This is a genomic window from Pseudomonas sp. F3-2 (genome assembly GCF_038804275.1).
Lineage (GTDB): Bacteria > Pseudomonadota > Gammaproteobacteria > Pseudomonadales > Pseudomonadaceae > Aquipseudomonas.
In genome coordinates, this window is record NZ_CP152388.1 from 4,316,668 (window position 1) to 4,340,310 (window position 23,643).

The 23,643-nt window shown below is 60.8% G+C and carries 17 protein-coding genes and 1 riboswitch; of the genes, 3 read left to right on the forward strand and 14 right to left on the reverse strand.

The annotated features are described in order from the left end of the window. The first annotated feature begins 114 nt into the window (after window positions 1-114). Window positions 115-404, forward strand: a riboswitch (FMN riboswitch). Between the two features lie 128 nt (window positions 405-532). Beyond that, entirely contained in the window at window positions 533-1,027 is a 495-nt protein-coding gene (locus tag AAGQ88_RS19475; protein ID WP_285423283.1) for a 6,7-dimethyl-8-ribityllumazine synthase, read from the forward strand. A gap of 152 nt (window positions 1,028-1,179) precedes the next feature. Here the strand turns inward: AAGQ88_RS19475 and astE are convergent, their stop codons facing one another. The 14 genes from astE to acs all read right to left on the reverse strand — a co-directional run bounded on the left by astE (window position 1,180) and on the right by acs (window position 18,142). Next, a complete protein-coding gene (gene astE / locus AAGQ88_RS19480) occupies window positions 1,180-2,187 on the reverse strand; it encodes a succinylglutamate desuccinylase (RefSeq protein ID WP_285423284.1) in 1,008 nt (335 codons plus the stop codon). 15 nt (window positions 2,188-2,202) lie between these two features. Beyond that, window positions 2,203-2,493 carry a topoisomerase II gene (locus AAGQ88_RS19485; RefSeq protein ID WP_093463991.1) on the reverse strand — a complete coding sequence of 97 codons (291 nt, stop codon included), beginning with the start codon at window positions 2,491-2,493 and terminating at the stop codon, window positions 2,203-2,205. 78 nt (window positions 2,494-2,571) lie between these two features. After that, window positions 2,572-3,918, reverse strand: coding sequence for an N-succinylarginine dihydrolase (gene astB, locus AAGQ88_RS19490; protein WP_342653305.1), 1,347 nt, complete (start codon window positions 3,916-3,918; stop codon window positions 2,572-2,574). A gap of 201 nt (window positions 3,919-4,119) precedes the next feature. Continuing rightward, window positions 4,120-5,598 carry a succinylglutamate-semialdehyde dehydrogenase gene (gene astD / locus AAGQ88_RS19495; RefSeq protein WP_342653306.1) on the reverse strand — a complete coding sequence of 493 codons (1,479 nt, stop codon included), beginning with the start codon at window positions 5,596-5,598 and terminating at the stop codon, window positions 4,120-4,122. Further along, window positions 5,595-6,620 (reverse strand): arginine N-succinyltransferase, encoded by a 1,026-nt coding sequence (gene astA, locus AAGQ88_RS19500; RefSeq protein WP_093463981.1) that lies wholly within the window; start codon window positions 6,618-6,620, stop codon window positions 5,595-5,597. The genes astD and astA overlap by 4 nt, the downstream gene beginning before the upstream one ends. A 99-nt stretch (window positions 6,621-6,719) precedes the next feature. Continuing rightward, window positions 6,720-7,751 carry an arginine/ornithine succinyltransferase subunit alpha gene (gene aruF, locus AAGQ88_RS19505; RefSeq protein WP_285423288.1) on the reverse strand — a complete coding sequence of 344 codons (1,032 nt, stop codon included), beginning with the start codon at window positions 7,749-7,751 and terminating at the stop codon, window positions 6,720-6,722. A 185-nt stretch (window positions 7,752-7,936) separates the two neighbouring features. After that, on the reverse strand, window positions 7,937-9,157 hold the full coding sequence (locus AAGQ88_RS19510) for an aspartate aminotransferase family protein (RefSeq protein ID WP_342653307.1): 1,221 nt from the start codon (window positions 9,155-9,157) through the stop codon (window positions 7,937-7,939). Window positions 9,158-9,752: 595 nt separating this feature from the next. After that, on the reverse strand, window positions 9,753-10,736 hold the full coding sequence (gene argR / locus AAGQ88_RS19515; RefSeq protein ID WP_285423290.1) for a transcriptional regulator ArgR: 984 nt from the start codon (window positions 10,734-10,736) through the stop codon (window positions 9,753-9,755). A gap of 150 nt (window positions 10,737-10,886) precedes the next feature. Beyond that, window positions 10,887-11,651, reverse strand: coding sequence for an ATP-binding cassette domain-containing protein (locus AAGQ88_RS19520; protein WP_093463969.1), 765 nt, complete (start codon window positions 11,649-11,651; stop codon window positions 10,887-10,889). 21 nt (window positions 11,652-11,672) lie between these two features. Beyond that, window positions 11,673-12,785, reverse strand: a complete 1,113-nt coding sequence (locus AAGQ88_RS19525) for a succinylglutamate desuccinylase/aspartoacylase family protein (protein ID WP_342653308.1) — start codon at window positions 12,783-12,785, stop codon at window positions 11,673-11,675. A 1-nt stretch (window position 12,786) separates the two neighbouring features. Further along, window positions 12,787-13,485 carry an ABC transporter permease gene (locus AAGQ88_RS19530; protein WP_093463963.1) on the reverse strand — a complete coding sequence of 233 codons (699 nt, stop codon included), beginning with the start codon at window positions 13,483-13,485 and terminating at the stop codon, window positions 12,787-12,789. Beyond that, window positions 13,482-14,171, reverse strand: a complete 690-nt coding sequence (locus AAGQ88_RS19535; protein ID WP_285423292.1) for an ABC transporter permease — start codon at window positions 14,169-14,171, stop codon at window positions 13,482-13,484. The genes AAGQ88_RS19530 and AAGQ88_RS19535 overlap by 4 nt, the downstream gene beginning before the upstream one ends. A gap of 91 nt (window positions 14,172-14,262) precedes the next feature. Then, window positions 14,263-15,039 (reverse strand): ABC transporter substrate-binding protein, encoded by a 777-nt coding sequence (locus AAGQ88_RS19540; protein WP_285423293.1) that lies wholly within the window; start codon window positions 15,037-15,039, stop codon window positions 14,263-14,265. Window positions 15,040-16,186: 1,147 nt separating this feature from the next. Then, on the reverse strand, window positions 16,187-18,142 hold the full coding sequence (gene acs / locus AAGQ88_RS19545) for an acetate--CoA ligase (protein WP_285423294.1): 1,956 nt from the start codon (window positions 18,140-18,142) through the stop codon (window positions 16,187-16,189). Between the two features lie 451 nt (window positions 18,143-18,593). On the opposite strand from acs, the gene AAGQ88_RS19550 reads away from it, so the two are divergent. Both AAGQ88_RS19550 and AAGQ88_RS19555 read left to right on the forward strand, forming a co-directional pair. Continuing rightward, entirely contained in the window at window positions 18,594-18,860 is a 267-nt protein-coding gene (locus AAGQ88_RS19550) for a DUF2790 domain-containing protein (RefSeq protein ID WP_093463948.1), read from the forward strand. Window positions 18,861-19,129: 269 nt separating this feature from the next. After that, on the forward strand, window positions 19,130-23,554 hold the full coding sequence (locus AAGQ88_RS19555) for a deaminase domain-containing protein (protein ID WP_342653309.1): 4,425 nt from the start codon (window positions 19,130-19,132) through the stop codon (window positions 23,552-23,554). The last annotated feature ends 89 nt before the right edge of the window (window positions 23,555-23,643 follow it).

The window sequence follows — 23,643 nt, forward strand, 5'->3', positions numbered from 1 at the left end:
CCAGCAATTCCAAGTTCTGCTTATAAGAAAAGCTGATCAAAACCATCAAAAAGGCTCCATGCACATTCTGAAAATCTGTGTTACAAACTGCACGCCGACGCAATGTGCCGTCGGCAACGTTCTCAGGGCGGGGTGCGATTCCCCACCGGCGGTAATGGCGCGCAAAGCGTCTAGCCCGCGAGCGCTCATGTTTTAGGTCGGCTCCAAAAGTCGGCGAGCGAAGGTCAGGCAAGGCAAAAAGCAGCGAGCAAGCGAAGTTGAGGGGCCTCAATGAGCATTGCGAGCTGCTTTTTAACGCAGCATGACCGAGCGCAGCCACTTTTGGTGCCGAGCTGGTGTGAGGTCAGCAGATCTGGTGTGATCCCAGAGCCGACGGTCATAGTCCGGATGAAGAGAGAACGGGATTGGCACCACAGGATCGTCTCGCAGCATGGTCGCGTGGGCATTTTGCCCGGACCGCTGACGACCCGTACCCTGGCATCCCCTTCGATCCAAAACGCCCTGTTTTTTTATTAAACAGGAGTCAGAACACATGCAACCCACCGCTATCCACGCTCACGAGCGCATCGCGTTCATCCAAGCCTGCTGGCATAAAGATATCGTCGACCAGGCGCGTAAGGGCTTTGTCGCGGAAATGGCCAACCATGGCTATGCCGAGAGCGATATCGATTTCTTCGAAGTCGGCGGCGCCTTTGAAATCCCCTTGCATGCCAAACTGCTGGCCAAAAGCGGTCGCTACGGCGGCGTCGTGGCGGCGGGTCTGGTGGTCGATGGCGGGATCTATCGACACGAATTCGTTGCGCAATCGGTGATCAGCGCGTTGATGCAGGTTCAGCTGGAAACCGAAGTGCCGGTGTTCTCGGTGGTGCTGACCCCTCACCACTTCCATGCCGGTGAAGAGCACCACAACTATTTCTTCAACCACTTCGTGCACAAGGGCCAGGAAGCGGCCAAGACCTGCGCCGACACCCTGAGCAAGCTGCGCGCAGTGCGCCGTTTGGGTGAATCGCAGAAAGCGGTGGGCTGAGGAAATGGCGGCGTCCCTTAGGACGCCGACATGACTGTGTAGAAGCGCGCTTGCCCGCGAATGCGGTGGGTCAGTGACAGATATCTGGCTGACACACTGCAATCGCGGGCAAGCGCGCTCCTAAAAGGGATCGCGTCAACCCGAGGCATGGCTCACACCAGCCCATCCCCGGTCGTCGGCACGATCAGAATCCCTGCTCGCAAACCATTCTTGACCTTCGGGTTGGGGAAGATGATTCGCGCGCCCTCCTCTTCCACCACCCAGCGTGAGTCGGCCAGGTCCTCGGCCAGCACGAACCCCTTGTCCAGCTTGGTGAAGTTCTCGATGTCGGCCGGCAGGTTCAGGCGAAAGGCGTCACTGTGCTTGATGATTTCGCGGGCGACGCTGAACAGCTTGAGCCCGTCGATCTGATCCCCCACCAGCGGCTCGGTGCCCCGAATCAGGTGTTCCAACGCGGCTTTCAATGGCGAGAGGTTGACCTGCTGGTTCTGCCCGAAAGGACGCGCCTTGCCCAGTTCCAGGGTGAAAGCCTCGGCCTCCAGCTTGTCGTAGGTATAGGCGCTGAACACAATCGACGGTTTGTTCTGCAACAGCACCGCTTCCATGCCCGCCCGATGTATCCGCACTAACTCACGGCGCGAATGCTGGCGCCCTTCCTTCCACGGATACAGGGCGAACTGTTCGATCTTCGAGCCGCGAATGGCGGTGTGCAGGTCGTAATGCAGTCGATAACGGTCCGGCAGGCTGAAAAAGCTCGCAGCCAGGCGCTCCAGCTCGCAGGCCCGCAGCGCTTCATTTCCGCTGCTTTGCTCGTGACGACCATTGAACAGCCGGTTGATGTCCTGCTCGATGTACCGCTCGCCGCGACGCATCGCTTCCGGGTTGCCGAACAGGAACAGTATTCGCGCACGTGGCTTGAGTTCACCGCGGGCGATGGCGTGGATCAGCTCGTCGAGCAGCTCGATCGGCGCTGTTTCGTTGCCATGAATGCCGGCAGACAGCAGCAGATCGGTGCCGTTGTCCCGAGCCTCGGGCGGACGGACTTCCAGCGCCCCTTCGGCGAGCCAGCGCAGGCGCACGCCGTCGACGGTCAGTTGAGTCTTTTCCGCGGGTTCGCGACCCGCCAGGGTCAGTTCAAGCAGTTTGCCGAGGGCGAGCATGGGACGAGCTCCTGATCAGTGATTGCAGTCAGGACCGTGGACGTGACCGTCTTCGTCGTCGCCGCTCATGTCGGCCGGTTCCATTTCCAGCTGCAGGCTGACGAGGTTGGTCGCCAGCGGGCGCAGCAACAGGTTGGCGTATTCGGCATCGCCTTCTTCAACGTCAACACCGATCAACAGTTGCCCGCGACCGTCCTGCTGAATCCAGACTTCTTTGCCCTGCCAGATAACGGCAAAACGTGTGCAGGAAGTTTCCAGCTGGGTGCCGTCGGTGTCTTCAAGGATCAAACGCAGGGCGTCGGTCATTTCAAAAGCTCTCTCTATAAAAGGCAAAAGCCGCGCTGGCTGACCCTGAGTCAGGCCCGGCGCGATGCTTCGGATACGTCAATTGATCTGGAAAGGATAGACAGCACCGAGCTTCAGGTGCCGGGTCAGTTCATCCAGTGCCGTTCGGCATTCGTCCAACAGCTGCGGGTCGGTGAGGTCGTTCTCGCTGAGGCGGTCGCGGTAATGCTTGTCGACCCATTGCGTGAGCGTGTCGTACAGCGGCGCCGTCATGATAACCCCTGGGTTGACCGCCGCCAGTTCCGTTTCATTGAGTGCCACGCGCAAACGCAGGCAGGCCGGGCCACCGCCGTTCTGCATGCTCTGCTTGAGGTCGAACACTTTCACTTCACGAACCGGGCTTTCGTCGGCAATCAGGCGCTGCAGGTAGTTCCAGACGCGCTCGTTGCCTCGGCATTCTTCCGGCACGATCAACAGCATCGAGCCGTCAGGGCGCGAGAGCAGCTGGCTGTTGAACAGATAAGAGCGAACGGCGTCTTCCACGCCCACTTCGCTGCGCGGCACGCAGATGGCCTGAAAACGCCCGCCGCGCCGCCCGAGCTTGTCGTGCAATTCGCTCAGCATGTGCTCGGTGTTGAGGAACGCGTCCTCGTGGTAGAAGAGCACTTCGCCATTACCCACGGCGATCACGTCGTTATGAAACACGCCCTGATCGATCACTGCGGGATTCTGCTGGGCGAACACCACGCCGTCGTCGCTCAGGCCATGCAGGCGCGCAACGGCCTGCGAAGCTTCCAGCGTCTGCCGGGCCGGGTACTTCTGCGGCGCGGGATAGCGGGTGTCGAAGGCCGAGCGGCCGAACACGAAGAACTCGACGCCGGCCTCGCCATAACTGCGGCAGAAACGCGTGTGGTTGGCCGCGCCTTCGTCACCGAACTGGGCGACGGCGGGCAAGGCGGCGTGATGGGCGAAGTGCTGCTGATCGGCGAACATCGCCCCCAATACACGACTGGTGGTCGGGTGTTCGATGCTGCGATGGTATTTGCAATTGAGGTTGGCAGCCGTGAAATGCACGCGACCATCGGCGGTGTCGGCGCTGGGGCTGACCGTCGCTGCGTTCGCGACCCACATGCTCGACGCCGAGCAACTGGCGACCAATAGCGGCATGGCCTGCTTCGCGGCACGCTCGATGACCTGTGCATCGGTGCCATCGAAGCCCAGCTTGCGCAGGCCTGCGATGTCCGGACGTTCCTGCGGCGCCAGCACACCCTGGGTGAAACCCATGTCGGTCAGGGCCTTCATTTTTGCCAGACCTTGCAGCGCCGCCTCACGCGGGTTGGAAGACTGCTGGCAATTGCTCTGCGACGCGACGTTGCCGTAGGACAGCCCACCGTAGTTGTGGGTTGGCCCCACTAGACCGTCAAAGTTGACTTCACAGGATTTCATCGGTGAGGCTCCGTGGATCTGTTTTTATAAACATCTATGTTCAGTTACACCACGGCGCCTGTAGGAGCGTGGCTTGTCCCGCGATCTGTCGCGAAGCGACAGCTAAATGGACGAATGCGGTGTTTCATGCAGACCGCAACCTCTGGGTTTACGACGGGTTCCCCGCCGATCGCGGGACAAGCCACGCTCCCACAGTCCAATTCAGCTGTTTCGACTCAACGTAATACCCGGCGTCAGGCTCGCAGGCAGCGCCAGCGTCCCGCTTTCCAGCGACGCCACCGGATACGCGCAGTAATCCGCCGCGTAATAAGCGCTGGCGCGATGGTTGCCCGACGCGCCCACGCCACCAAACGGTGCCGTGCTCGCCGCGCCGGTCAGTTGCTTGTTCCAGTTGACGATCCCGGCACGGCTGAGCAGCCAGAACTGCTGATAGCGCGCCTGAGAATCGGACAACAAACCCGCGGCCAGGCCGTACTGCGTGGCGTTGGCCTCGTCGATGGCGGCATCGAAATCAGCGTAGCGAATCACTTGCAGCAGCGGGCCGAACAACTCCTCGTCAGGCCGGTCGCTGACATCACTGACATCCAGAATACCGGGGGTCAGCAACGCCGACTGCGCCTGCGGCTGGGTCATCTCCAGCAACGCCACGGCGCCCGTCGCAAGCAACTGTTCCTGAGCCTCGAGCAGCGCACGGGCCGCCGCCAGAGAAATCACCGAGCCCATGAACGGCGCGGGCTGTTGATCGAACGCACCGACCTCGATCGTCGACGTCACTTCAACCAGCCGCGCCAGGAATGCATCGCCCCACGCGCCTTGTGGCACCAGCAGGCGCCGGGCGCAGGTGCAGCGCTGGCCGGCAGAGATGAACGCTGACTGAATGACGGTGTACACCGCAGCATCGACGTCGGCGACCTGATCGACGATCAGGGGGTTATTGCCGCCCATCTCCAGCGCAAGGATTTTGTCCGGACGCCCGGCAAACTGCTGATGCAGCGAGTTGCCGGTGCGGCTTGAGCCGGTGAAGAACAAACCGTCGATACCGGCGTTGGCCGCCAGGGCGATTCCGGTCTCGCGCCCGCCTTGCACCAGATTGAGAACGCCCGCCGGCAGCCCGGCTTCAATCCAGCATTGCACGGTCAGCTCGGCGACCTTGGGGGTCAGTTCGCTGGGCTTGAACACCACGCTGTTACCGGCCAGCAACGCGGGAACGATATGCCCGTTAGGCAGATGCCCGGGAAAGTTGTAGGGACCGAACACCGCGACGACGCCATGGGGCTTGTGGCGCAGGACAGCCGTCGCATCACCCAGCGGGCCGCTCTTCTCGCCGGTCCGTTCACGATAACTCTGGATCGAGATGGCGACCTTGTTGGCCATGCTGGTCACTTCCGTGGCCGATTCCCACAGCGGCTTGCCGGTTTCTTCACCGATGCAGCGGGCGATTTCATCGGCGCGGTTTTTCAGCGTGGCGGCAAACGCCTCGAGGACCGCAATGCGATCTTCCAGCGAACGGCTGGCCCAGGCAGGAAACGCCCCGCGCGCCGCTTCGACAGCCGCGTCGACTTGCCCGGCGGACGCGCCGTTGCCCGACCAGACCACGTTTTGCGTGACCGGATTCAGCGAATCGAACGCTTCACCCTGCCCGGCCTGCCAGGCACCTGCGATATACAAAGTCGTCATCAAATGCCCTCCCGAGCCGGAGACAGAGGCACGGCGCGCACTTGATCGCCGGCGTTCAGGCGCAGGCGCTTGGCGGTCTTCGGATCGACCACCAAAGTGCCGGCGGCAAAGCGCGCAGGGGCCGCGGTGATGCGGCAATCTTCGCGCTTGCGGTTGTGAATGAGAAACGGCGTGGCGTCATCGCCGGGCGTGCCGACCGCCAGCACCAGCGCCTGGCTGTCACGAACGGCGCGGATCTTGGTCGTTTCGCACTCGATCGCCGGTCCCGCGTCGAAAATATCGACGTAGCCCTGATAGCTGAAGCCCTCGGCCTTGAGCATGGTCAACGCAGGCTCGGTGCTGGTGTGCACACGACCGATGACGTTGCGCGCCGCCTCGGACAGGAAGCAGCTGTAGAGCGGGAATTTCGGCATCAGCTCGGCGATGAACGCGCGATTGCCAACGCCGGTCAGGTAATCGGCCTGGCTGAATTCCATCTTGAAAAAGTGCCGCCCCAGGCTCTCCCAGAACGGCGAATGGCCTTGCTCGTCGGACATGCCGCGCATTTCGGCGATGATCTTGGCGCCGAACAGCTCCGGAAATTCAGCGATGAACAGCATCCGCGCCTTGGACAATAGTCGTCCGTTCAGGCCGTTACGGAAGTCATTGTGCAGGAACAGCGAGCACAATTCCGAGTTGCCAGTCAGATCGTTAGCCAGAAACAGCGTCGGAATCTCGCGATAGATATTCAGTTCCTGTGAGGCGCTGACAGTCAGCCCGACGCGGTAGTTGTACCAGGGCTCGCGCAGGCCCACGGCGCCTGCGATGGCGGAAATGCCCACCACACGGCCGTCGTCGTCCTCGAGCACGAACAGGTAATCGGTGTCGCCCCGCTCGGCTTCGCCACGGAAGGTCTTTTCGGCCCAGCCGACCCGATGCGCCAGACGCTCTTCATTGGCCGGCAGCGTGGTCAGGCCAGCGCCTGTGCTACGCGCCAGATCAATGAGTGCCGGTAGGTCACTGCTGCGTACGGGACGAACAATCATGCTTTCTCCTCGAGCCGGCTTCGGTCAGAAGCCGGCGAACTCGCTAATCTGCGATACGGCGTCAGGCGCTGAACGCCTGGGGTCGCCGCCACTCAACGGTCAAACCGCGACGATACGGACGCTGGCACCCTCGCCGACACCCAGTGCCTCGGCGGCGGCCAGGCTGAGGGTCACAGGCTTGCCCGGCACCCAGTCCAGTTCCAGCATCACCGCGCGGTAGTCCTGCAACTGGCCATTGGCGACCAGATACGGGCGTCCGCCCTTCACCGCATCGCCGCTGTCGACGGTATCGACTTTCACCGGCACCACGCGGCTCTGAGCGATGGAGCGGATGCCAGAAACACGAGCATGCAGCGTCGGGCCGCCGTCGAAGATGTCGATGTAATGATCGGTCTCGAAGCCCTCGCGCATGAGGATGTCGAAGGTGATCTGCGCGCGTGGATGCACTTGCCCCATGGCCTCTTGGGCTTCGTCGGGCAGCAGCGGCACATAGATCGGGTAATGCGGCATCAGCTCGGCGAGGAAGGTCCGGCTTTTCAGGCCGCACAGGCGTTCGGCTTCGGCGTAGTTGATGTCGAAGAAGTTGCGACCGATGGCGTCCCAGAATGGCGAGTCGCCGTTGTCATCGCTGTAACCGACGATTTCGGTGACGACCGAATCGGCGAAGCGCTCGGGGTGACTGGCGACGAACAGCAGGCGAGCCCGGGAGTTGAGCTCGGACCACAGCGTGCCAACCAGCTCGGGCAACACGTAGAAACTGGTCAGCAGGCTGTTTCCGGTCAGATCGTGGCACTGCGAGAGCACGTGAATCTTGTTGTGAATCTTCAGCTCGCGGGAGGCGTGAACGAAGGTTTCGTTGCGGAAGCTGTAGAACGGCTCGGAGTATCCCGCCGATGCGACGATGCCCGAGCAGCCCACCAGACGCCCGGATTCGGTGTCTTCGAGCACGAAGAAATAGGTTTCTTCGCCATTGAAACTGACCTCGGCGGCGAAGGACGCTTCGGACGCGGCGATCTTGTCACCGAGGCGTCCAGCATCGTCCGGCAAGGACGTGACACCAATCGGGCTGTCCGCGGCGAGTCGTTGAACCTCGCTCAGATCAGCCATTTGCGCGGGGCGCATCACCAGCATGGTGTCACTCCTTGAGAAAAACAGGCCGGGGAAATCCGGCATGGAGAAGAAAAAACAAATCCCGAGATTGCTCGCCCTTGAAGGAGTGAGCTTGCTCGCGATGACTCTGTATCAGACAACATTGATGTATCTGACAAACCGCTATCGCGAGCAAGCTCACTCCTACAGGAGATCTATGGCGTCGATCAGGCTTGGGTCAACCTGGCTACAGCACGCTCGAAACGGTCCAGGCCTTCGGTGATGTCGGCATCGTCGATCACCAGGCTTGGCGCAAAACGCACGACGTCAGGACCGGCTTGCAGAATCATCACGCCTTCGTGCTCGGCCGCGTTGAAGAAATCCTTGGCCTTGCCTTTCCAGGCGTCGGTCAGGACACAGCCGATCAGCAGGCCCATGCCCCTGACCTGGCTGAACACGCCGTACTGCTCACCGATTTTTTCCAGGCGCGCTCTGAACAGGTCATGTTTGGCGTTGACGCCTGCCAGCACTTGCGGGGTGTTGACCACGTCGATGACCGCCTCGCCGACCGCACAGGCCAGCGGGTTGCCGCCGTAAGTGGTGCCGTGCACGCCGACCGAAAGGTGCTTGGCGAGCTTTTCGGTGGTCAGCATGGCCGCCATCGGGAAACCGCCGCCAATGCTCTTGGCGCTGGACAGAATGTCCGGCGTCACGCCGTAGTGCATGTAGGCGAACAGGTGGCCGCTACGGCCCATGCCGCTTTGCACTTCGTCGAAAATCAGCAGCGCATTGTGGTCGTCGCACAGCTTGCGCGCGCCTTGCAGGTATTCGAGTTCGGCCGGCAGCACGCCGCCTTCACCCTGAATCGGCTCAAGCACGACGGCGCAGGTATTGTCGCTGACGGCGGCTTTCAGCGCGTCGAGGTCGTTGTACGGCACGTGCGTGATGCCGGTGATCTTCGGACCGAAGCCGTCGGAGTACTTCGGCTGACCGCCCACGCTGACGGTGAACAAGGTACGACCGTGGAAGCTGTTGAGCGCCGCGATGATTTCGTACTTCTCGGTGCCGTACAGGTCGTGGGCAACACGACGGGCCAGTTTGAACGCCGCCTCGTTGGCCTCAGCCCCGGAGTTACAGAAGAACACGCGCTCGGCAAAGGTGGCGTCGACCAGCTTCTTGGCCAGACGCAGCGCAGGCTCGTTGGTGAAAACGTTGGAAACATGCCACAGCTTGTTGGCCTGCTCGGTCAATGCGCCGACCAGAGCCGGGTGTGCGTGGCCCAGTACGTTGACCGCGATGCCGCCCGAGAAATCGACCAGTTCACGCCCCGACTGATCCCAGACGCGGGAACCCTGGCCACGCACGGGAATGAACGCTGCGGGGGCATAGTTGGGGACCATCACCTGGTCGAAATCGGCACGTTGCACCGGTACTTGCTCAACGGACATCGGAGTCTCCTGAAGAGGAACGCCTGCCTGGACTGGCGAGCGATGGAAGGATTGTAAGGACTGATTTCGGTCCGGCCTTGCCGCCAAGCGACAACTTCTTATAGCGCCAAACCGGCTTTTTCCGCGGTTTTCGGCAATGCGACAAATTGCGTCGGAAAGGCGCAGTTTAAACGTTGGCGGCCCGATGTAGCAGCGTCCTGTCGATTTGAATTGCATCAATTCAGAAACTGCGCTGACACAGCACCTTGTAGGAGTGAGCTTGCTCGCGATGACGTCGCGTCAGACAACACTGATGTATCTGATGCATTGCTATCGCGAGCAAGCTCACTCCTACAGAGATCTCCGGATATTCCCGAACTCTCAGGGCACGCCCCACTCCCGTAGGAGCGCGCTTGCCCGCGAAGACTGAATTCCAGACGCTACATCTGCTCGGCATGCACCGGCCTCTTCCCGGCTGAAGCCGGTCCTACAGACGCTGCAAGTTTTTCGTAGGACCGGCTTCAGCCGGGAAGACGTCGGGTATTACGCCGTTGATCGAAGGGGCGTTAAAGACAGTTGGATCACTCCGACAGGAGAGATCCGGCGAGGCTTGAGATCACCCGCGCTCGGCAGGCACCGAGGACAGTTCGAACGGGCTGCTGCTGCGACGCTGGTTGCGGTCTTCGCGCGGGGTCGCGCCGAAGAAGTTGCGGTAGGCGCTGGAGAAATGCGGACCGGAAGAGAAGCCGCAGGACAGGCCGATCTGGATGATCGACTTGCTGGTCTGCATCAGCATCTGTCGAGCCTTGTTCAGACGCAGCTCAAGGTAATACTGACTGGGAACGCGATTGAGGTACTGCTTGAAGATCCGTTCCAGCTGTCGTCGCGAGACGCAGACATGCTGGGCGATCTCGTCAGTGGTCAACGGCTCTTCGATGTTGGCTTCCATCAGCAACACGGCCTGGGTCAACTTCGGATGACTGGAACCCAGACGGTTCTGCAGCGGGATGCGCTGGCGCTCGCCGCCTTCACGAATGCGCTCGACCACCAGTTCTTCGGAAACCGCCCCGGCGAGCTCCGCGCCATGGTCACGGGCCAGCACCGCCAGCAGCAGATCCAGCACCGACATGCCACCGCAGGCGGTCAGACGATCGCGGTCCCAGTCAAACAGATGACTGGTGGCGATGACCTTGGGGAAGCGCTCTGCGAAATCGTCCTGCCAGCGCCAGTGCACGGCGGCACGGTAACCGTCGAGCAGCCCCAACTGCGCAAGCGGATAGACGCCCGCCGAAAGACCGCCGATCACGCACCCTGCTCGCACCAATTGCTTGAGCGCGCCACCCAGTGCCGAAGACATGGGCGCGGGCGGCTCGTCGGCCAGCAGGAAAACTTTCTGACACCCTTCCAGGCGGCCCGTCCACGGCTCGCCCGGCAACTGCCAGCTGGCGCCTTCGACCGGCGGTTCGGCCTGCATGAACGACAGCTCGTAGACCACGTCGGGATGAACGCGCTGAGCGACACGCAGGGCTTCCTCGGCCAGCGCCAGAGTCAAGGCTTTGGTGCCGGGCCAGATGAGAAATCCGATTCGATGGGCAGTCATGGCGTGCAATCCGAAACGTGTCGCTGTTATGGGTCACACGCTCGGGCGTGCGAAGTGAATCTGTTGCATTCAGTTCATGGCGGCGTTTTGAATGACGCGCAGCATGAACTGTTCTGACACAAAACGCACCGTTGGCGACGGCAGCAATCTTTACTTCAGGCTACCGGACAAGAACTGCTGGAGACGCTCCGATTTCGGATTGACCAGCACCTGGCGCGGGTCGCCGCTCTCTTCCACCAACCCCTTGTGCAGGAAGATCAACTGGTTCGACACCTCGCGGGCGAAGCCCATTTCGTGGGTGACGACGACCATCGTGCGGCCTTCCTGGGCCAACGCCTGCATGACCTTCAACACGTCGCCGACCAGTTCGGGGTCGAGCGCCGAAGTCGGCTCGTCGAACAGCATCACCTCAGGCTCCATCGCCAATGCCCGGGCAATCGCCACGCGCTGCTGTTCGCCGCCGGACATGTGCCCTGGAAAGGCGTCCTTGCGATGCGCGACGCCGACCTTGCTCAAGTAATGCTCGGCCTTTTCCAGCGCTTCTTTCTTCGGCACGCCCAGCACATGAACCGGCGCCTCGATGACGTTTTCCAGCGCGGTCATGTGCGACCACAGATTGAAATGCTGGAACACCATCGACAGACGCGAGCGCATGCGCTGCAGCTGTTTCGGGTCGGCAGCCTTGAGCCCGCCGTCCTTGTTGGCGACCAGTTTGAGCTCCTCGTTGTTGAGCAGAATGCGGCCGGACTTCGGTTGTTCCAGCAGATTGATGCAGCGCAGGAACGTACTTTTGCCCGAGCCGCTGGAGCCGATGATGCTGATCACATCGCCGGCTTTGGCGGTCAGCGAGACGCCTTTGAGCACTTCGTGACTGCCATAGCACTTGTGCAGGTCCTGGACTTCCAGTTTGTTCATGGTTTGGGTTCTCACAAGTAATCAGTCACTGAGCAGGCGGCCGCTGCGCAACGGGGTGCGGCCTGCCACTTTGGCCATCCAGAAACCCGGCTGGGCGTAACGCAGTTTTTCGATGGCGAACAGCACGCCTGCGGTACCGGCGCACACCGTGGTCGCGCGATCGTTCAGCGGGTCGATGACCTCGAACAGCGGCTCGCCGGGCTCGACCCAGGCGCCCGCAGGTCGCAGGAAGGTCAGCACGCCAGGATGCGGCGCATAGATCATTTCGGTGCCTTCGAACGGCATACCTTCACAGGCTTCGTGGCCCGGCTGCGGCCAGTCGCCACTGATCAGGCCCTGCTCGGCGAGGAACGCCAGAATGCCCTCGGCGTAGGCTTCGGCCTCGTCCTTGCCGGTGTTGGACTGACCGCCCAGCTCCAGCGTCGTGGACATGCAGGCCAGAGGAATCTGGGCATCGGGAAACTGCTTGGCCAGGCGCAACCACGGCAGCGAACAGGCCTCGTCGAACGAGCTGCCGCCGGAATCCTCGGCCAGCAGACCGACACTCACGCCCAGATGGGCCGACAGCGAGCGCCACTGCGGCCAGTGCTGGGGCAAGGCGTACATGTGCAGCGAGGCGTCGGTGTCGCAATGCAGATCGAGCACGATGTCAGCGTTGCAGGCGTGGCTCAGCAGCACGCGCTGCATACCCGCCAACTCGCTGCCCGCGGCTGGCAACTGCGCGAGCACATCGGCCATCGCCTGACGAATCAGCCTGACGTTGGCGTGCGGATCATCGCCCAGCTTGCCTGCAAGCCTGTCTGCGACGGGACCGCTCAATTCGGTGAAATCGCGATTGAAGTTCTTGCCGCTGCCGTACTCGAATCGCCCCTGGTGATTGCCTTGCAGCAACTGGCCCAGACCGATCGGATTGGCCACCGGCACCAGCTCGACGACACCCTTGAGCAAGCCCTGTTCTTCGAGCTGCACCAGCCGCTGTTTCAAGGCCCAGGCGGTGCGCATGCCCGGCAGTTCGTCGGCGTGCAGGCTGGCCTGAATATAGGCTTTGCGCTCGCCATGGCCGAAGCGGAAGACCGTCAGCGTGCGCTGCGTACCCAGGTTGCCCCACGGCAGGCTGTGATCGATGCGTTGCATATCAGTGCTTCCTCGGCGCGAGATAGCTGAGCCAGCGGCGCTCAGCCAGCTTGAACAGTTTCACCAGAATGAATGTCAGGCACAGGTAGAACACCCCCGCGGTGATATACGCCTCGAACGGCAGGTAAAACTGCGCGTTGACGGTGCGCGCCGCGCCGGTGATGTCGATCAGCGTGACGATGGACGCCAGACTGGTGGTCTGCAGCATCATGATCACTTCGTTGCTGTACTGCGGCAACGCCCGGCGCAGGGCCGACGGCAGCAGAATGCGGCGATACATCTTGGCCTTCGACATGCCCATCGCGCGGGCGGCTTCGATCTCGCCGGGCGGCGTGGATTTCAGGCTGCCGGCGATGATTTCGGCGGTGTAGGCACTGGTATTGATGGCAAAGGCCAGGCACGCGCAAAAGGTGGCACTCGACAGCCATGGCCAGAGAATGCTTTCGCGCACGGCCTCGAACTGCGCCAGACCGTAGTAGATGAGGAACAGCTGCACCAGCATCGGCGTGCCGCGAATCACGTAGGTGTAGCTCCAGGCGAGCAGGTTGACCCAGGCGACTTTCGACACCCGCATCAGCCCGAGCGGCAGAGCGGCCAGCAGACCGAAGAACAGTGACAGCGCGAGCAGTTTCAGGGTGATCAACAGGCCGCCGAAATACAGCGGCAGGTTTTCCCAGACGACGTTGTAATCGAAAATCATAGCTCTGCCACCCTTACGCCGGCCGAATAGCGTTTTTCGATGCGGCGCAGTATCAGCAGCGAGACGCTGGTGATCACCAGGTACATGGCCGCGACTGCGAGGAAGAAGGTGAAGGGTTCACGGGTGGCGTCGGCCGCCTGCTTGGCCTTGAACATCATGTCTTGCAGGCCGACGACGGAAATCAGCGCGGTCGCCTTGGTCAGCACCAGCCAGTTGTTGGTGAATCCCGGAATCGCCAGGCGAATCATCTGCGGCACCAGGATGCGAAAGAATACGCGCGAGCTGCTCATGCCATAGGCCATGCCGGCTTCAGCCTGCCCTTTGGGAATGGCCATGAAGGCGCCACGAAATGTTTCGGAAAGGTAGGCACCGAAAATGAAGCCCAGCGTGCCGATGCCGGCCATCAGCGGGTTCAGGTCGATGTAGTCGTCATGGCCCAGCAAAGGGGCGACGCGGTTGAGCAGGTCCTGACCGCCGTAGAAGATCAGCAGAATCAGCACCAGGTCGGGAATGCCACGAATGACGGTGGAATACAGGTCGCCCAGCCAGGCCAGCCAGCGTACCGGCGACAGCCGCAATGCCACGCCGATCAGGCCGAGCACGATCGCCAGCGCCATCGAGCACAGCGCGAGCTGCAACGTCAGCCATGCACCGTCGAGGATGACGGCTCCGTAGCCTTTCAACATGTTGTTTGGCCCTCGAGCGCGGGATAGAAAAATGGCGCATTCAGAAGGTTTGAGAACCCACTGCCTGCGCCATTGGCGACATCAGATCGATTTACTGACCGTAGATGTCGAAATTGAAGTATTTGTCCTGGATGGCTTTGTATTTACCGTTGGCGCGAATGGCTGCAATGGCCGCGTTGATCTTGTCCAGATCCGCTTTGTCGCCCTTGCGTACGGCGATGCCGACGCCGTCGCCGAAGTAGTTGACGTCTGTGAAAGCCGGGCCGACGAACGCGTAGCCCTTGCCCGAATCAGTGTTCAGGAAGCCGTCCTGCAGCAGGGTGGCGTCGGCCACGGTGCCATCGAGACGACCGGCGCCGATGTCCAGGTAGATTTCGTTCTGGGAACTGTATGGCTTGACTTCAGCACCCAGCGGAGCCAGCACTTCCTTGGCGAACCGCTCGTGGATCGAGCCGCGCTGCACGCCGATGTTCTTGCCCTTGAGCTCGGTCAGGCCGTCGCTGACGACGGTGCCCTGCTTCATGACCAGACGGGCCGGCGTGTTGTAGTACTTGTTGGTGAAGTCGACGGATTTCTTGCGGTCTTCGGTGATGGACATCGAGGACAGGATGGCGTCGATCTTGCGCACTTTGAGCGCCGGGATCAGGCCGTCGAACTCTTGCTCGACCCAGACGCACTTGACCTTCATTTCTTCGCACAGGGCGTTGCCGATGTCGTAGTCGAATCCGACGATGCTGCCGTCCGGCGCCTTGGAGGCGAATGGAGGGTAGGCTGCCTCGATGCCGATTTTCAGAGGCTTTTCATCGGCGAAGGTCGGCTGAGCCAATACGGACAGCGCCAGCGCACCCAGCAGCATGAGCTTTTTCATTCTTGGAACTCCATCGGTAAAACGCGACAAATGGCAGTGAGCGAAACGCCCAATGTGCAGAAGGAATATCTGAATTGCGACGCGAGGTGCCGTTCGAGCTCAGCGCCCGACAGGCCTTCGGCGAGTGATCGGCATTTTAGCGGCAGGCTGAAAGTCGATATTTCTTCAATGCGACAACAAGTTACAGAAGCACAGAGAAACGCGATCAGCCTGATTGACAGCCCAAAAGGTTTATGCAAGGACTGCGAACGACAAACCTATCAACGAAGCAAGTAACGCGCCCATTATTGGCAAAGCCTTCTAATCCGGCAAGTCTAGCGTGGGAGCAGGTTTGTCCGGGTCGATGAAATGCGCAGTATTCGAGTGGAAATACCCCAGGGCGGGGCGCGGGATTACCGGGCCGGATGTGCGGTAACACATCGATATTTCCCGATCCTCAATCTGGCAAGTGTGAAGATCAGGAGCGCCTGCCTCACGGCAGACTGTTTCGCCTTCGGCGAGTTACTTGGAAAAGCACCCCAAGTAACCAAGGGTGCTTGCTCTCGGTTGGGCCCTTCCTTCGTCAGGGTTCCTTCACTCCGGCCTCGCTCCGTGGGCCCGCCGCCATCCGCCGTCCATGGCGGGGGGCGGCTCTCGCGGCATCCATGCCGCTCGGCCCACTCCACGAGACCTGCGCTCAGCCTGCACCCAGGTCGCGATGGCGGTGTTTGGGCATCTTGCGCATGAAGATCAAAAGCTGATCAAAGGCTTTCCGGCTGAAGCCGGTCCCACAGAAGCATCGCGTGCATCCAGGGGAGCGTTTCAGACCTTAGGACCGGCTTCAGCCGGGAAAGCCTCGGTGCGCACACCGGAAATCGATGGCGAACGAAACGGCGTCTTCCCGGCTAAAGCCGGTCCTACCTACCAAACGATGCATGCGCCCTGTAGGACCGGCTTCAGCCGGGAAGCTGTCGCTGTTGATGTTCTACGGGAGAGTTCGGACACCGCCAAACGCGATGTGAGTGAAGGAATTCTGACGAAGGAAGGGCGAAACCAGGAACGGGCATCCTTGGTTACCCTGAGTGGTGGGACGTTCGATTTGTGTACGTAACTCGCCAAAAGCGAAACGTCTGCCCTCAGGCAGACGCTCTCGCTCGTTGAATGACCGTCAGGCGGCGGTCATGGTCTTGTGGGTCTCGACCAGATGCGCGACTACGCCCGGATCAGCCAGCGTCGAGATGTCGCCCAAGGCGTCGTACTCGCCGGTGGCGATCTTGCGCAGGATGCGGCGCATGATCTTGCCGGAGCGCGTTTTCGGCAGGCCCGGCGCCCACTGAATGACGTCCGGTGAGGCAATCGGGCCAATCTCCTTGCGCACCCAGTTGCGCAGCTCGATGCGCAGCGCCTCGTCCGGTACTTCACCACCATTGAGCGTGACGTACACGTAAATGCCCTGCCCCTTCAGATCGTGCGGCACGCCGACCACTGCGGCCTCGGCCACTTTCGGGTGCGCAACCATCGCGCTCTCGATCTCGGCGGTGCCCATGCGGTGACCGGAAACGTTGAGAACGTCATCCACCCGGCCGGTGATCCAGTAGTAGCCATCTTCATCGCGGCGCGCGCCGTCGCCAGTGAAGTACATGCCACGGAAGGTCTTGAAGTAGGTGTCGACAAAGCGATCATGATCGCCGTACAGCGTGCGCGACTGACCTGGCCAGGAATCGAGAATCACCAGATTGCCTTCCGCCGCGCCTTCGATCAGGTTGCCCAGGTTATCCACCAGCGCCGGAATCACGCCGAAGAACGGCCGGGTCGCCGAACCGGGCTTGAGCGCAGTGGCACCCGGCAGCGGGCTGATCAGGATGCCGCCGGTTTCGGTCTGCCACCAGGTGTCGACGATCGGGCATTTCTGGTTGCCGACCGTGTTGTAGTACCAGTTCCAGGCCTCCGGGTTGATCGGCTCACCCACCGAACCCAACAGACGCAGGCTCGAACCGTCTGCGCCTTCGACAGCCTTGGTGCCTTCGGCCATCATCGCGCGGATGGCGGTCGGCGCAGTGTAGAGAATGTTGACCTTGTGCTTGTCGATGACTTTCGACATGCGCGTGATGTCCGGGTAGTTCGGGATGCCCTCGAACAGCAGCGTGGTCGCACCGTTGGCCAGCGGACCGTAGACGATGTAGCTGTGGCCGGTGACCCAGCCGACGTCGGCAGTGCACCAGTAAACTTCGCCCGGCTTGTAGTCGAACACGCGCTCGTGGGTCAGCGCCGCGTACAGCAGGTAACCGGCGGTGGTGTGCAAAACGCCTTTTGGCTTACCCGTCGAACCCGAGGTGTAAAGAATGAACAGCGACTCCTCGGCGCCCATCTCCTTTGGCGCGCAGGTGGTCGATGCCACTTCCAGCAGCGCGTGGTACCAGATGTCGCGGTGACGGTTCCACTCGATCTCGCCACCGGTGCGCTTGCACACGATGACTTTCTGCACACTGCTGGTTTCAGGGTTGGTCAACGCGCGATCGACGTTAGCTTTGAGCGCGGTTTTCTTGCCGCCCCGCAGCCCCTCGTCAGCGGTGATCACCACTTTGGATTTGCAGTCGATGATGCGGCCGGCCAGCGCCTCGGGCGAGAAGCCACCGAACACCACCGAGTGAATCGCGCCGATGCGCGCGCAGGCCAGCATGGCGACCACGGCTTCAGGAATCATCGGCATATAGAGGGTGACCACGTCACCACGGTGCACGTCCTGACCTCGCAGGGCGTTGGCGAACTTGCAGACTTCTTCATGCAGTTCGCGGTAGGTGATATTGCGGCTTTCGGAAGGGTCGTCGCCTTCCCAGATGATCGCAACCTGATCGCCACGTTCTGCCAGATGGCGGTCAAGACAATTGTAGGAAACGTTCAAGGTGCCATCGGCGAACCACTTGATGTCGACGCGATGGTCGTCGAAGGAGGTCTGTTTGACGGTGGTGAAAGGCTTGATCCAGTCAAGGCGCTGGGCTTGTTCACGCCAGAAGCCATCGGGGTTGACCACCGACTGCTGGTACATGGCCTTGTAGGTCGCCTCGTCAGTCAGCGTCTGGGCTGCCACTTCAGGGCGGACGGGGTACAGGGAAGCCGCACTCATCTTTCTTACCTCGGTGGAAATGTTGTTTTTGTATAGCGCCGTTGTATCCGCCGATGGCCGTAAAAGCCATTCGACGATGGTCTTACCGGATCAGAGCATAACGCCGAATTCCGCTGAAGTGCCCGGTTTTCAGCAAATCTTCATGCAGGCACTACGACCAAAGAACTAGACGATTGTAACCATCCGCCGCGAAAACACCGATTGTTGCCGATTCACTCAATAGTCTTTATCAGAATGGTTTCTATATAACCGTTGGGCAGCGGCATAGAATTCATTCCGCCAACACGGCAAATGATTGACAACTAACAGCCCCCCACACCGGCTTGCCAATCATGTCATCAAACCTGGTAATCAACTGGCTTCACGCAGAGCCCCACAAGGGTTCTGTGCACCCTGACGATCGCACTTCCTGCATCGCGGAGTTGATGAAGCAACTTAGAGGAAACATGTAATGAAAGCTGCAGTGGTTGTAATGGCTCTTTGTGGTTTCAGCGTCGCCGCAATGGCGCAGGACGGACCGAATGAAGTCTCCAGCCAGGCACAACCGGTCGAGCAATACACTTACTCGACTCATCTGGACATCGCGAAAGTCATCTCCGTTGACGAAGTGCCCAACGTCTGCGCCGTGGTCCCGCAACGCATGACTTACGAAGACTCTGCTGGCAAACGCCACGTCCTCGAATACCAAGTGATGGGCAACGGCTGCAGCAACGGCTGACCGACGCATCAACCCTCATGCCTCGCAGACAATCGTCGCGAGGCTTGATGCGTGGCGATTGCCCATTAACGTTTATTTTAAATATATATATGTAATACCCGGCGCTTCTTGAAATAACGAACATCTTCTGACATTAGTCGCCAGTCGTCACTGGGGACAGAAGGTTCGAGATTAAACAGGAAGCGCAATACATGAGTTCCAACATCCCCCGCGATACATCCGCCGACATCAGCGCGAGACTGCAACGTCTCAAGGCTGAGGACATCGTTGTGCTCAACGACATCACCGGCCCTCAATCCATCACTGTCTCTCTTGCCGATGTATTCAAACAGTATCTGGCGGCCGATCACGTCGTTGAGCAGACGCTGCACGACCGTGACTACCTGACGTTGATCAATCGCGGGCTCGCCGCCGACGAGACAGGCCGTTATATCAGTAGCGTGCTGTACGACGGCGATACAGACAAACCTGTTGACCCGCAAAGCCGTGTGACATTTTTCCGCACTGTCTGCCGCCTGGTCATTGAGCATAGCGTGCCGGGCACACTGGATGCGGCCTTGACCGAGATTCGCGAGAGCGCTTGCACGTACAAGACGTTTTCCCTGGCTGACCGGTTGTGGAGAACGTTGCCGCAGTTGCGCCGCGTTGGCGCTTTATGGGCCGCGGCGTTACTGCTGTACGACGAGTTAAACCATGGTGTGCCGACAACCGAGACGCCAGCCCTACCCCCGCCCCTCGATCTGCACGGTTATCAGGACCTGCATGCATTGATGAGCCACCTGCTGACCGAGGCGCCTGGAGACTCGCTCTGCGACAAGCTCCTGAACCTGCTGCCGATGGACCTGCTGAGGGTGGCCAGCGGTGAATTTCGCTGTGCCAGCCTCCAGGAAATCGCAGCAGGCGCGGACCTGGTTGCTGGCAGACAGGACAGAATGGCGTTTTTCCCCGGTGCTACCTTGACCCACCCGGCGAACCTCGCCCTTGATGCCGTGCTCAACTGCGCACCGTTTGCTGCCTTGCAAAACCAGCTAGTTGAGGCGCTGGAGTGGTACAACCCGCAGGACAAACGTCAGGCGTCGGACTCGATGGCGCGGCAGCTGACGATCCAGGCATTGATCGACTGCATTTATCCCATCCGTCAACGACGCATCGGCTACGTGCTGGACTTTCACCTGTTTGCCGAAGACAACGCCGACTGTTCGCTGTACGACTTACGCATCAATTTGACCAACAGCCTGCGCAGCACGCTGGGCTGCCGTCACGCCGACGCCCAGATCATCATGCAGTTGCTGGCAGCGCGCTTTGCGCCGGAGCTGCTGCTGACCGACGCATCCGACGATTTCCGCTACCAACCCGATCTGCGCTGGGCCAACCTGCGGCACGCCATGACGCTGGACCGCGCCGCGCCGGACACCCGCACATTCGCTGAATGGGAAGCGCTGCCAGCCGGTCTTGCTGCGCAGGCCGTCACGACGGAGGAGAAGCTGCACGTCGCCACGACGCAAGTTGAGGCCATCATCGTGTGGAATGTTTATCAGAACAACGTCAGCGAACATCCCCGGTACACGGCCGATGAAATCGCTCGCATGACCCGATACTTCGAGTCCGCATGTGGTCGACAGGCCCTCAATGATCTTCCCGACCGTCTTAATGAGGCTCGACGATTGCTGATAAAAGCGGGCATCGACCCGGACGCTGCCAGCACGTCCCCCCATGAAAAGAGCACCGAACTTGAAGCTTATCTGGACAATGGCACTGCGTATCGCCCTCCACATCCGCTGACACAGCCACTGCCCGATGCCACGTTGCAATTCAATCTGGCCTTTGATCGGTATTTACAGGAGGCCCGCCGCACCTACACAGACCTGATGACACTTTTTCTGGACGAACTGCCGGCGCGTCACCGCGATCGTCTGTCAGGTGCGGACATCGTCTGTTACGCGGTCGAATGGCGACAATATGTCGGCCCGGTGGAGGGCGCGGTTCCCTCGGTCGACAGCAGTCCTGCGAGTGACTGGCAGGCCTGCCGGGGCGGGCATGGCGGGTTGGTCCATGTCGCTCGACAGGGTGAGCACTGGGTGTACGAACTGTTCCCGGAACGCCACACATTTGAGTGCACGGCTGTCGATGCCAGTTGGGCCACGCGGCTTGATGATTCGAGCCTCGCCGCCGCAGCACTGAACGCCTTACTCGACCCGGATCATGAGCACTACAACGGCGTGCCTCTGCCCTATGTGAAATCCGGCCTGCCAAACGCCGTGCCGCTGTCCCGGGCCCCGGACACCGACAATCTGACGTATCTGGTACAGAGTTTCGTTGACCAGATTTTCTTGCACCACAGTCAGGCATTGCGCGACACCTGCAAAGGCGCTACCCGTTGGGAAGCCAACAAACGGCACCGCGAGTCGACCCCCGACGGGAAGTATGCGTGGAATCTGATCAGATCGGTGATCCCCCTCGTCGGGTGCTTTGACATCAATACCGGTGACGAGGCTCTCTCCTGCGTGACGGACGTTGTCGGAGAGGTCGCCACGGTGATGAGCATCGCCGGACGCACACTCAGCCCGCTGATCAAGCTGGGCAATAAAATGCGTCTCTTGTTGCGTCATCCGCCTTCGCCGGCCCGTCCACGCCAGCAAGCCGCGAAGTGGTTTGCCGGTCGGAAAGCCGAGCGCGTGAGCTTCGAACAACGGGTGCATGCTGTCCGCACCTCGGTGGTCACTGGCAAATTCACCCAGCGCAGCGGCATGTTCCAGCGCATCCCTGACACCGAGGCAACGGCCGACTATGCGTTGATGCTGGCGAAGGTGGATAACGTCAATCAGGTCCTCGTCCGAAACATCTCCGACGCCCAGAGCCCGGACTACCGCTGGTGCAATCCCCACGATCTGAAGCCTTACGGCCCCCGGCTCTACCTCGAGCCAGCGACCGGCATGAATGATCCAGCGGCCTTCATCACGACCCAGAAGTACTTGCGGCCAGGCCAGTTTCCGGGTGCGGTGCACCTGAATGAAATCGCCGGGCATGGGTACGACTTATCCGTAACCAGTGGCCGAAATATACGTGTGGCACGTCGGGAGCAAACGATTACCGACCTGATCATTGATGATGTCAGCTACCGCTTCGACGATCAGAAGCCTTCCAGCTTGTTACGAAAAGTCGAACTGCAACCTTCCAGTTCGGGGCTTGGAAAGTGGGAAAAGGTGCCCGCACATTGCGTGGTCCGCAGGGGGCTGGAGCAGGCAAGCTGCTCCGGCGCACTGGTCTTGCTTTCGACGACGCGTCCGGCGATCGACCCTGCGCTCGAGCCGCTCAAGCTTGGCGAACAGGCCAGTCACGCGTTCATGACCCGCCGCTTCAGACCTGCAGTCCGGTATACGCCAGTACGCGGCCAGGCCACCCCTCAAGAGACTCACCTGCTGGTCGACGACGGTAAGGTCAGCACCTGGATCGACGACGTGCCCGGGGGAGCAGGCGCATCCAGGGCGAAGACCGCCGGGCGCAAGACGCTCGCTGCCCTGCCCGAGGAAACAGCCCTCCACATGGGCATCGCCACGCCGCTGCAGTACCGCCCAACCGTCCAGGGCAGACTACTGAAGGACCAGACCCTGGGCCTGCCGGACAACCTCGATACCGCCTGGCGGGTACGGATCAATCAGGAACTGCCCGTGGTGCAACTGGATTCGATCTGCAAAACGGTCAATGATCAGCGTGAACTGCGCGCGATCAGGCTGACGTTCGAGGACGTTCAGTATCTGGCCGTTGAGGCCGACACCGGCCAGTTCTATAAAGCCACGGTGCGACCGGGAAGCACGCAACTTACCTTCGAGCGCATCACCTCCGATACCGAAATTGATGCTTACCTGACCCTGAGCGAGGGATACCGCCTTGGCGCGGGCCGACGCACTCTCGATCAGGACATGGATAACATTGCCCGTATGCTGTTTGAGCTGGAAAGCCCCGGCGTTGACATGCAGCGCACTTACCGCCCCTACAGTTCAATCATGGAAGGCTACGCGCGAAACATCCTCACTCAGGAGCATGCGCTCGAAAACTTCGTTACGCTGACCAAGAGCAGCATCGCAAACTTCAAGCCGCTGGCCGAGACGGAGCCGCTGACGCGTCAACACGTTGCAGGCGTGCTTGATCGGCTTCTGCCCGCCTCCACCTCCAGGCACCTTTGGGTTCCAGTGCCTGCCGCCGACATCGGCTTGATAGCGACCGGCGAGATGATCCGCAAACATCTGAACACGACCAACCTGGCGTTCCTTCTGGCTCAGACTTCTGACGGCAAACACCACGTCTTCTACGCACTGGCGGGCGGCAAACGGGGCAAGGGCCTGACGCTGCGAGCCCCCGAACCTCGTGAAGACGCCTCGGTCAGGTTCGTGGATGCGCGCGAACGTATGCGCGGTCAGGCTCCGGACCCGGCGTTCACCAGCCTGCCGGTCCTGCGCACTGCCAAAAAACTCAAGATCCGCGAGCATGACCGCTACCTGGATGCCGAGCGCCTGATCGTCACGGCGTTCAAACGGGACATGCCGGCGGACACGGCGATCAGCAAAATCCACTTCTTCACCCTGATGGATACCTGCAACTCGTGCGGAGGATTCGTTCTGCCGCGTCTGAAACTCGACTACCCAAAGGCCGATTTTTCGGTCAGTTACATCTTGCCCTATACCGCGCCGAGCTGAGCCGAGCTGAGCTGAGCTGAGCACCGAGCGTTGACCAAGTTGATCCGCGAACCTCAAGCCAATGCTTGAGGTTCGCGGGTTCAGCCTGT

Coding starts and splice junctions, on each gene's coding strand:
- AAGQ88_RS19485 (WP_093463991.1), bottom strand. CDS start 2,493: ATGACCGACGCCCTGCGTTTGATCCTTGAAGACACCGACGGCACCCAG.
- AAGQ88_RS19530 (WP_093463963.1), bottom strand. CDS start 13,485: ATGATTTTCGATTACAACGTCGTCTGGGAAAACCTGCCGCTGTATTTC.
- argR (WP_285423290.1), bottom strand. CDS start 10,736: ATGACTGCCCATCGAATCGGATTTCTCATCTGGCCCGGCACCAAAGCC.
- astE (WP_285423284.1), bottom strand. CDS start 2,187: ATGCTCGCCCTCGGCAAACTGCTTGAACTGACCCTGGCGGGTCGCGAA.
- AAGQ88_RS19525 (WP_342653308.1), bottom strand. CDS start 12,785: ATGCAACGCATCGATCACAGCCTGCCGTGGGGCAACCTGGGTACGCAG.
- AAGQ88_RS19535 (WP_285423292.1), bottom strand. CDS start 14,171: ATGTTGAAAGGCTACGGAGCCGTCATCCTCGACGGTGCATGGCTGACG.
- aruF (WP_285423288.1), bottom strand. CDS start 7,751: ATGCTGGTGATGCGCCCCGCGCAAATGGCTGATCTGAGCGAGGTTCAA.
- astA (WP_093463981.1), bottom strand. CDS start 6,620: ATGATTGTTCGTCCCGTACGCAGCAGTGACCTACCGGCACTCATTGAT.
- astB (WP_342653305.1), bottom strand. CDS start 3,918: ATGAAATCCTGTGAAGTCAACTTTGACGGTCTAGTGGGGCCAACCCAC.
- AAGQ88_RS19550 (WP_093463948.1), top strand. CDS start 18,594: ATGAAAGCTGCAGTGGTTGTAATGGCTCTTTGTGGTTTCAGCGTCGCC.
- AAGQ88_RS19540 (WP_285423293.1), bottom strand. CDS start 15,039: ATGAAAAAGCTCATGCTGCTGGGTGCGCTGGCGCTGTCCGTATTGGCT.
- AAGQ88_RS19510 (WP_342653307.1), bottom strand. CDS start 9,157: ATGTCCGTTGAGCAAGTACCGGTGCAACGTGCCGATTTCGACCAGGTG.
- AAGQ88_RS19520 (WP_093463969.1), bottom strand. CDS start 11,651: ATGAACAAACTGGAAGTCCAGGACCTGCACAAGTGCTATGGCAGTCAC.
- acs (WP_285423294.1), bottom strand. CDS start 18,142: ATGAGTGCGGCTTCCCTGTACCCCGTCCGCCCTGAAGTGGCAGCCCAG.
- AAGQ88_RS19475 (WP_285423283.1), top strand. CDS start 533: ATGCAACCCACCGCTATCCACGCTCACGAGCGCATCGCGTTCATCCAA.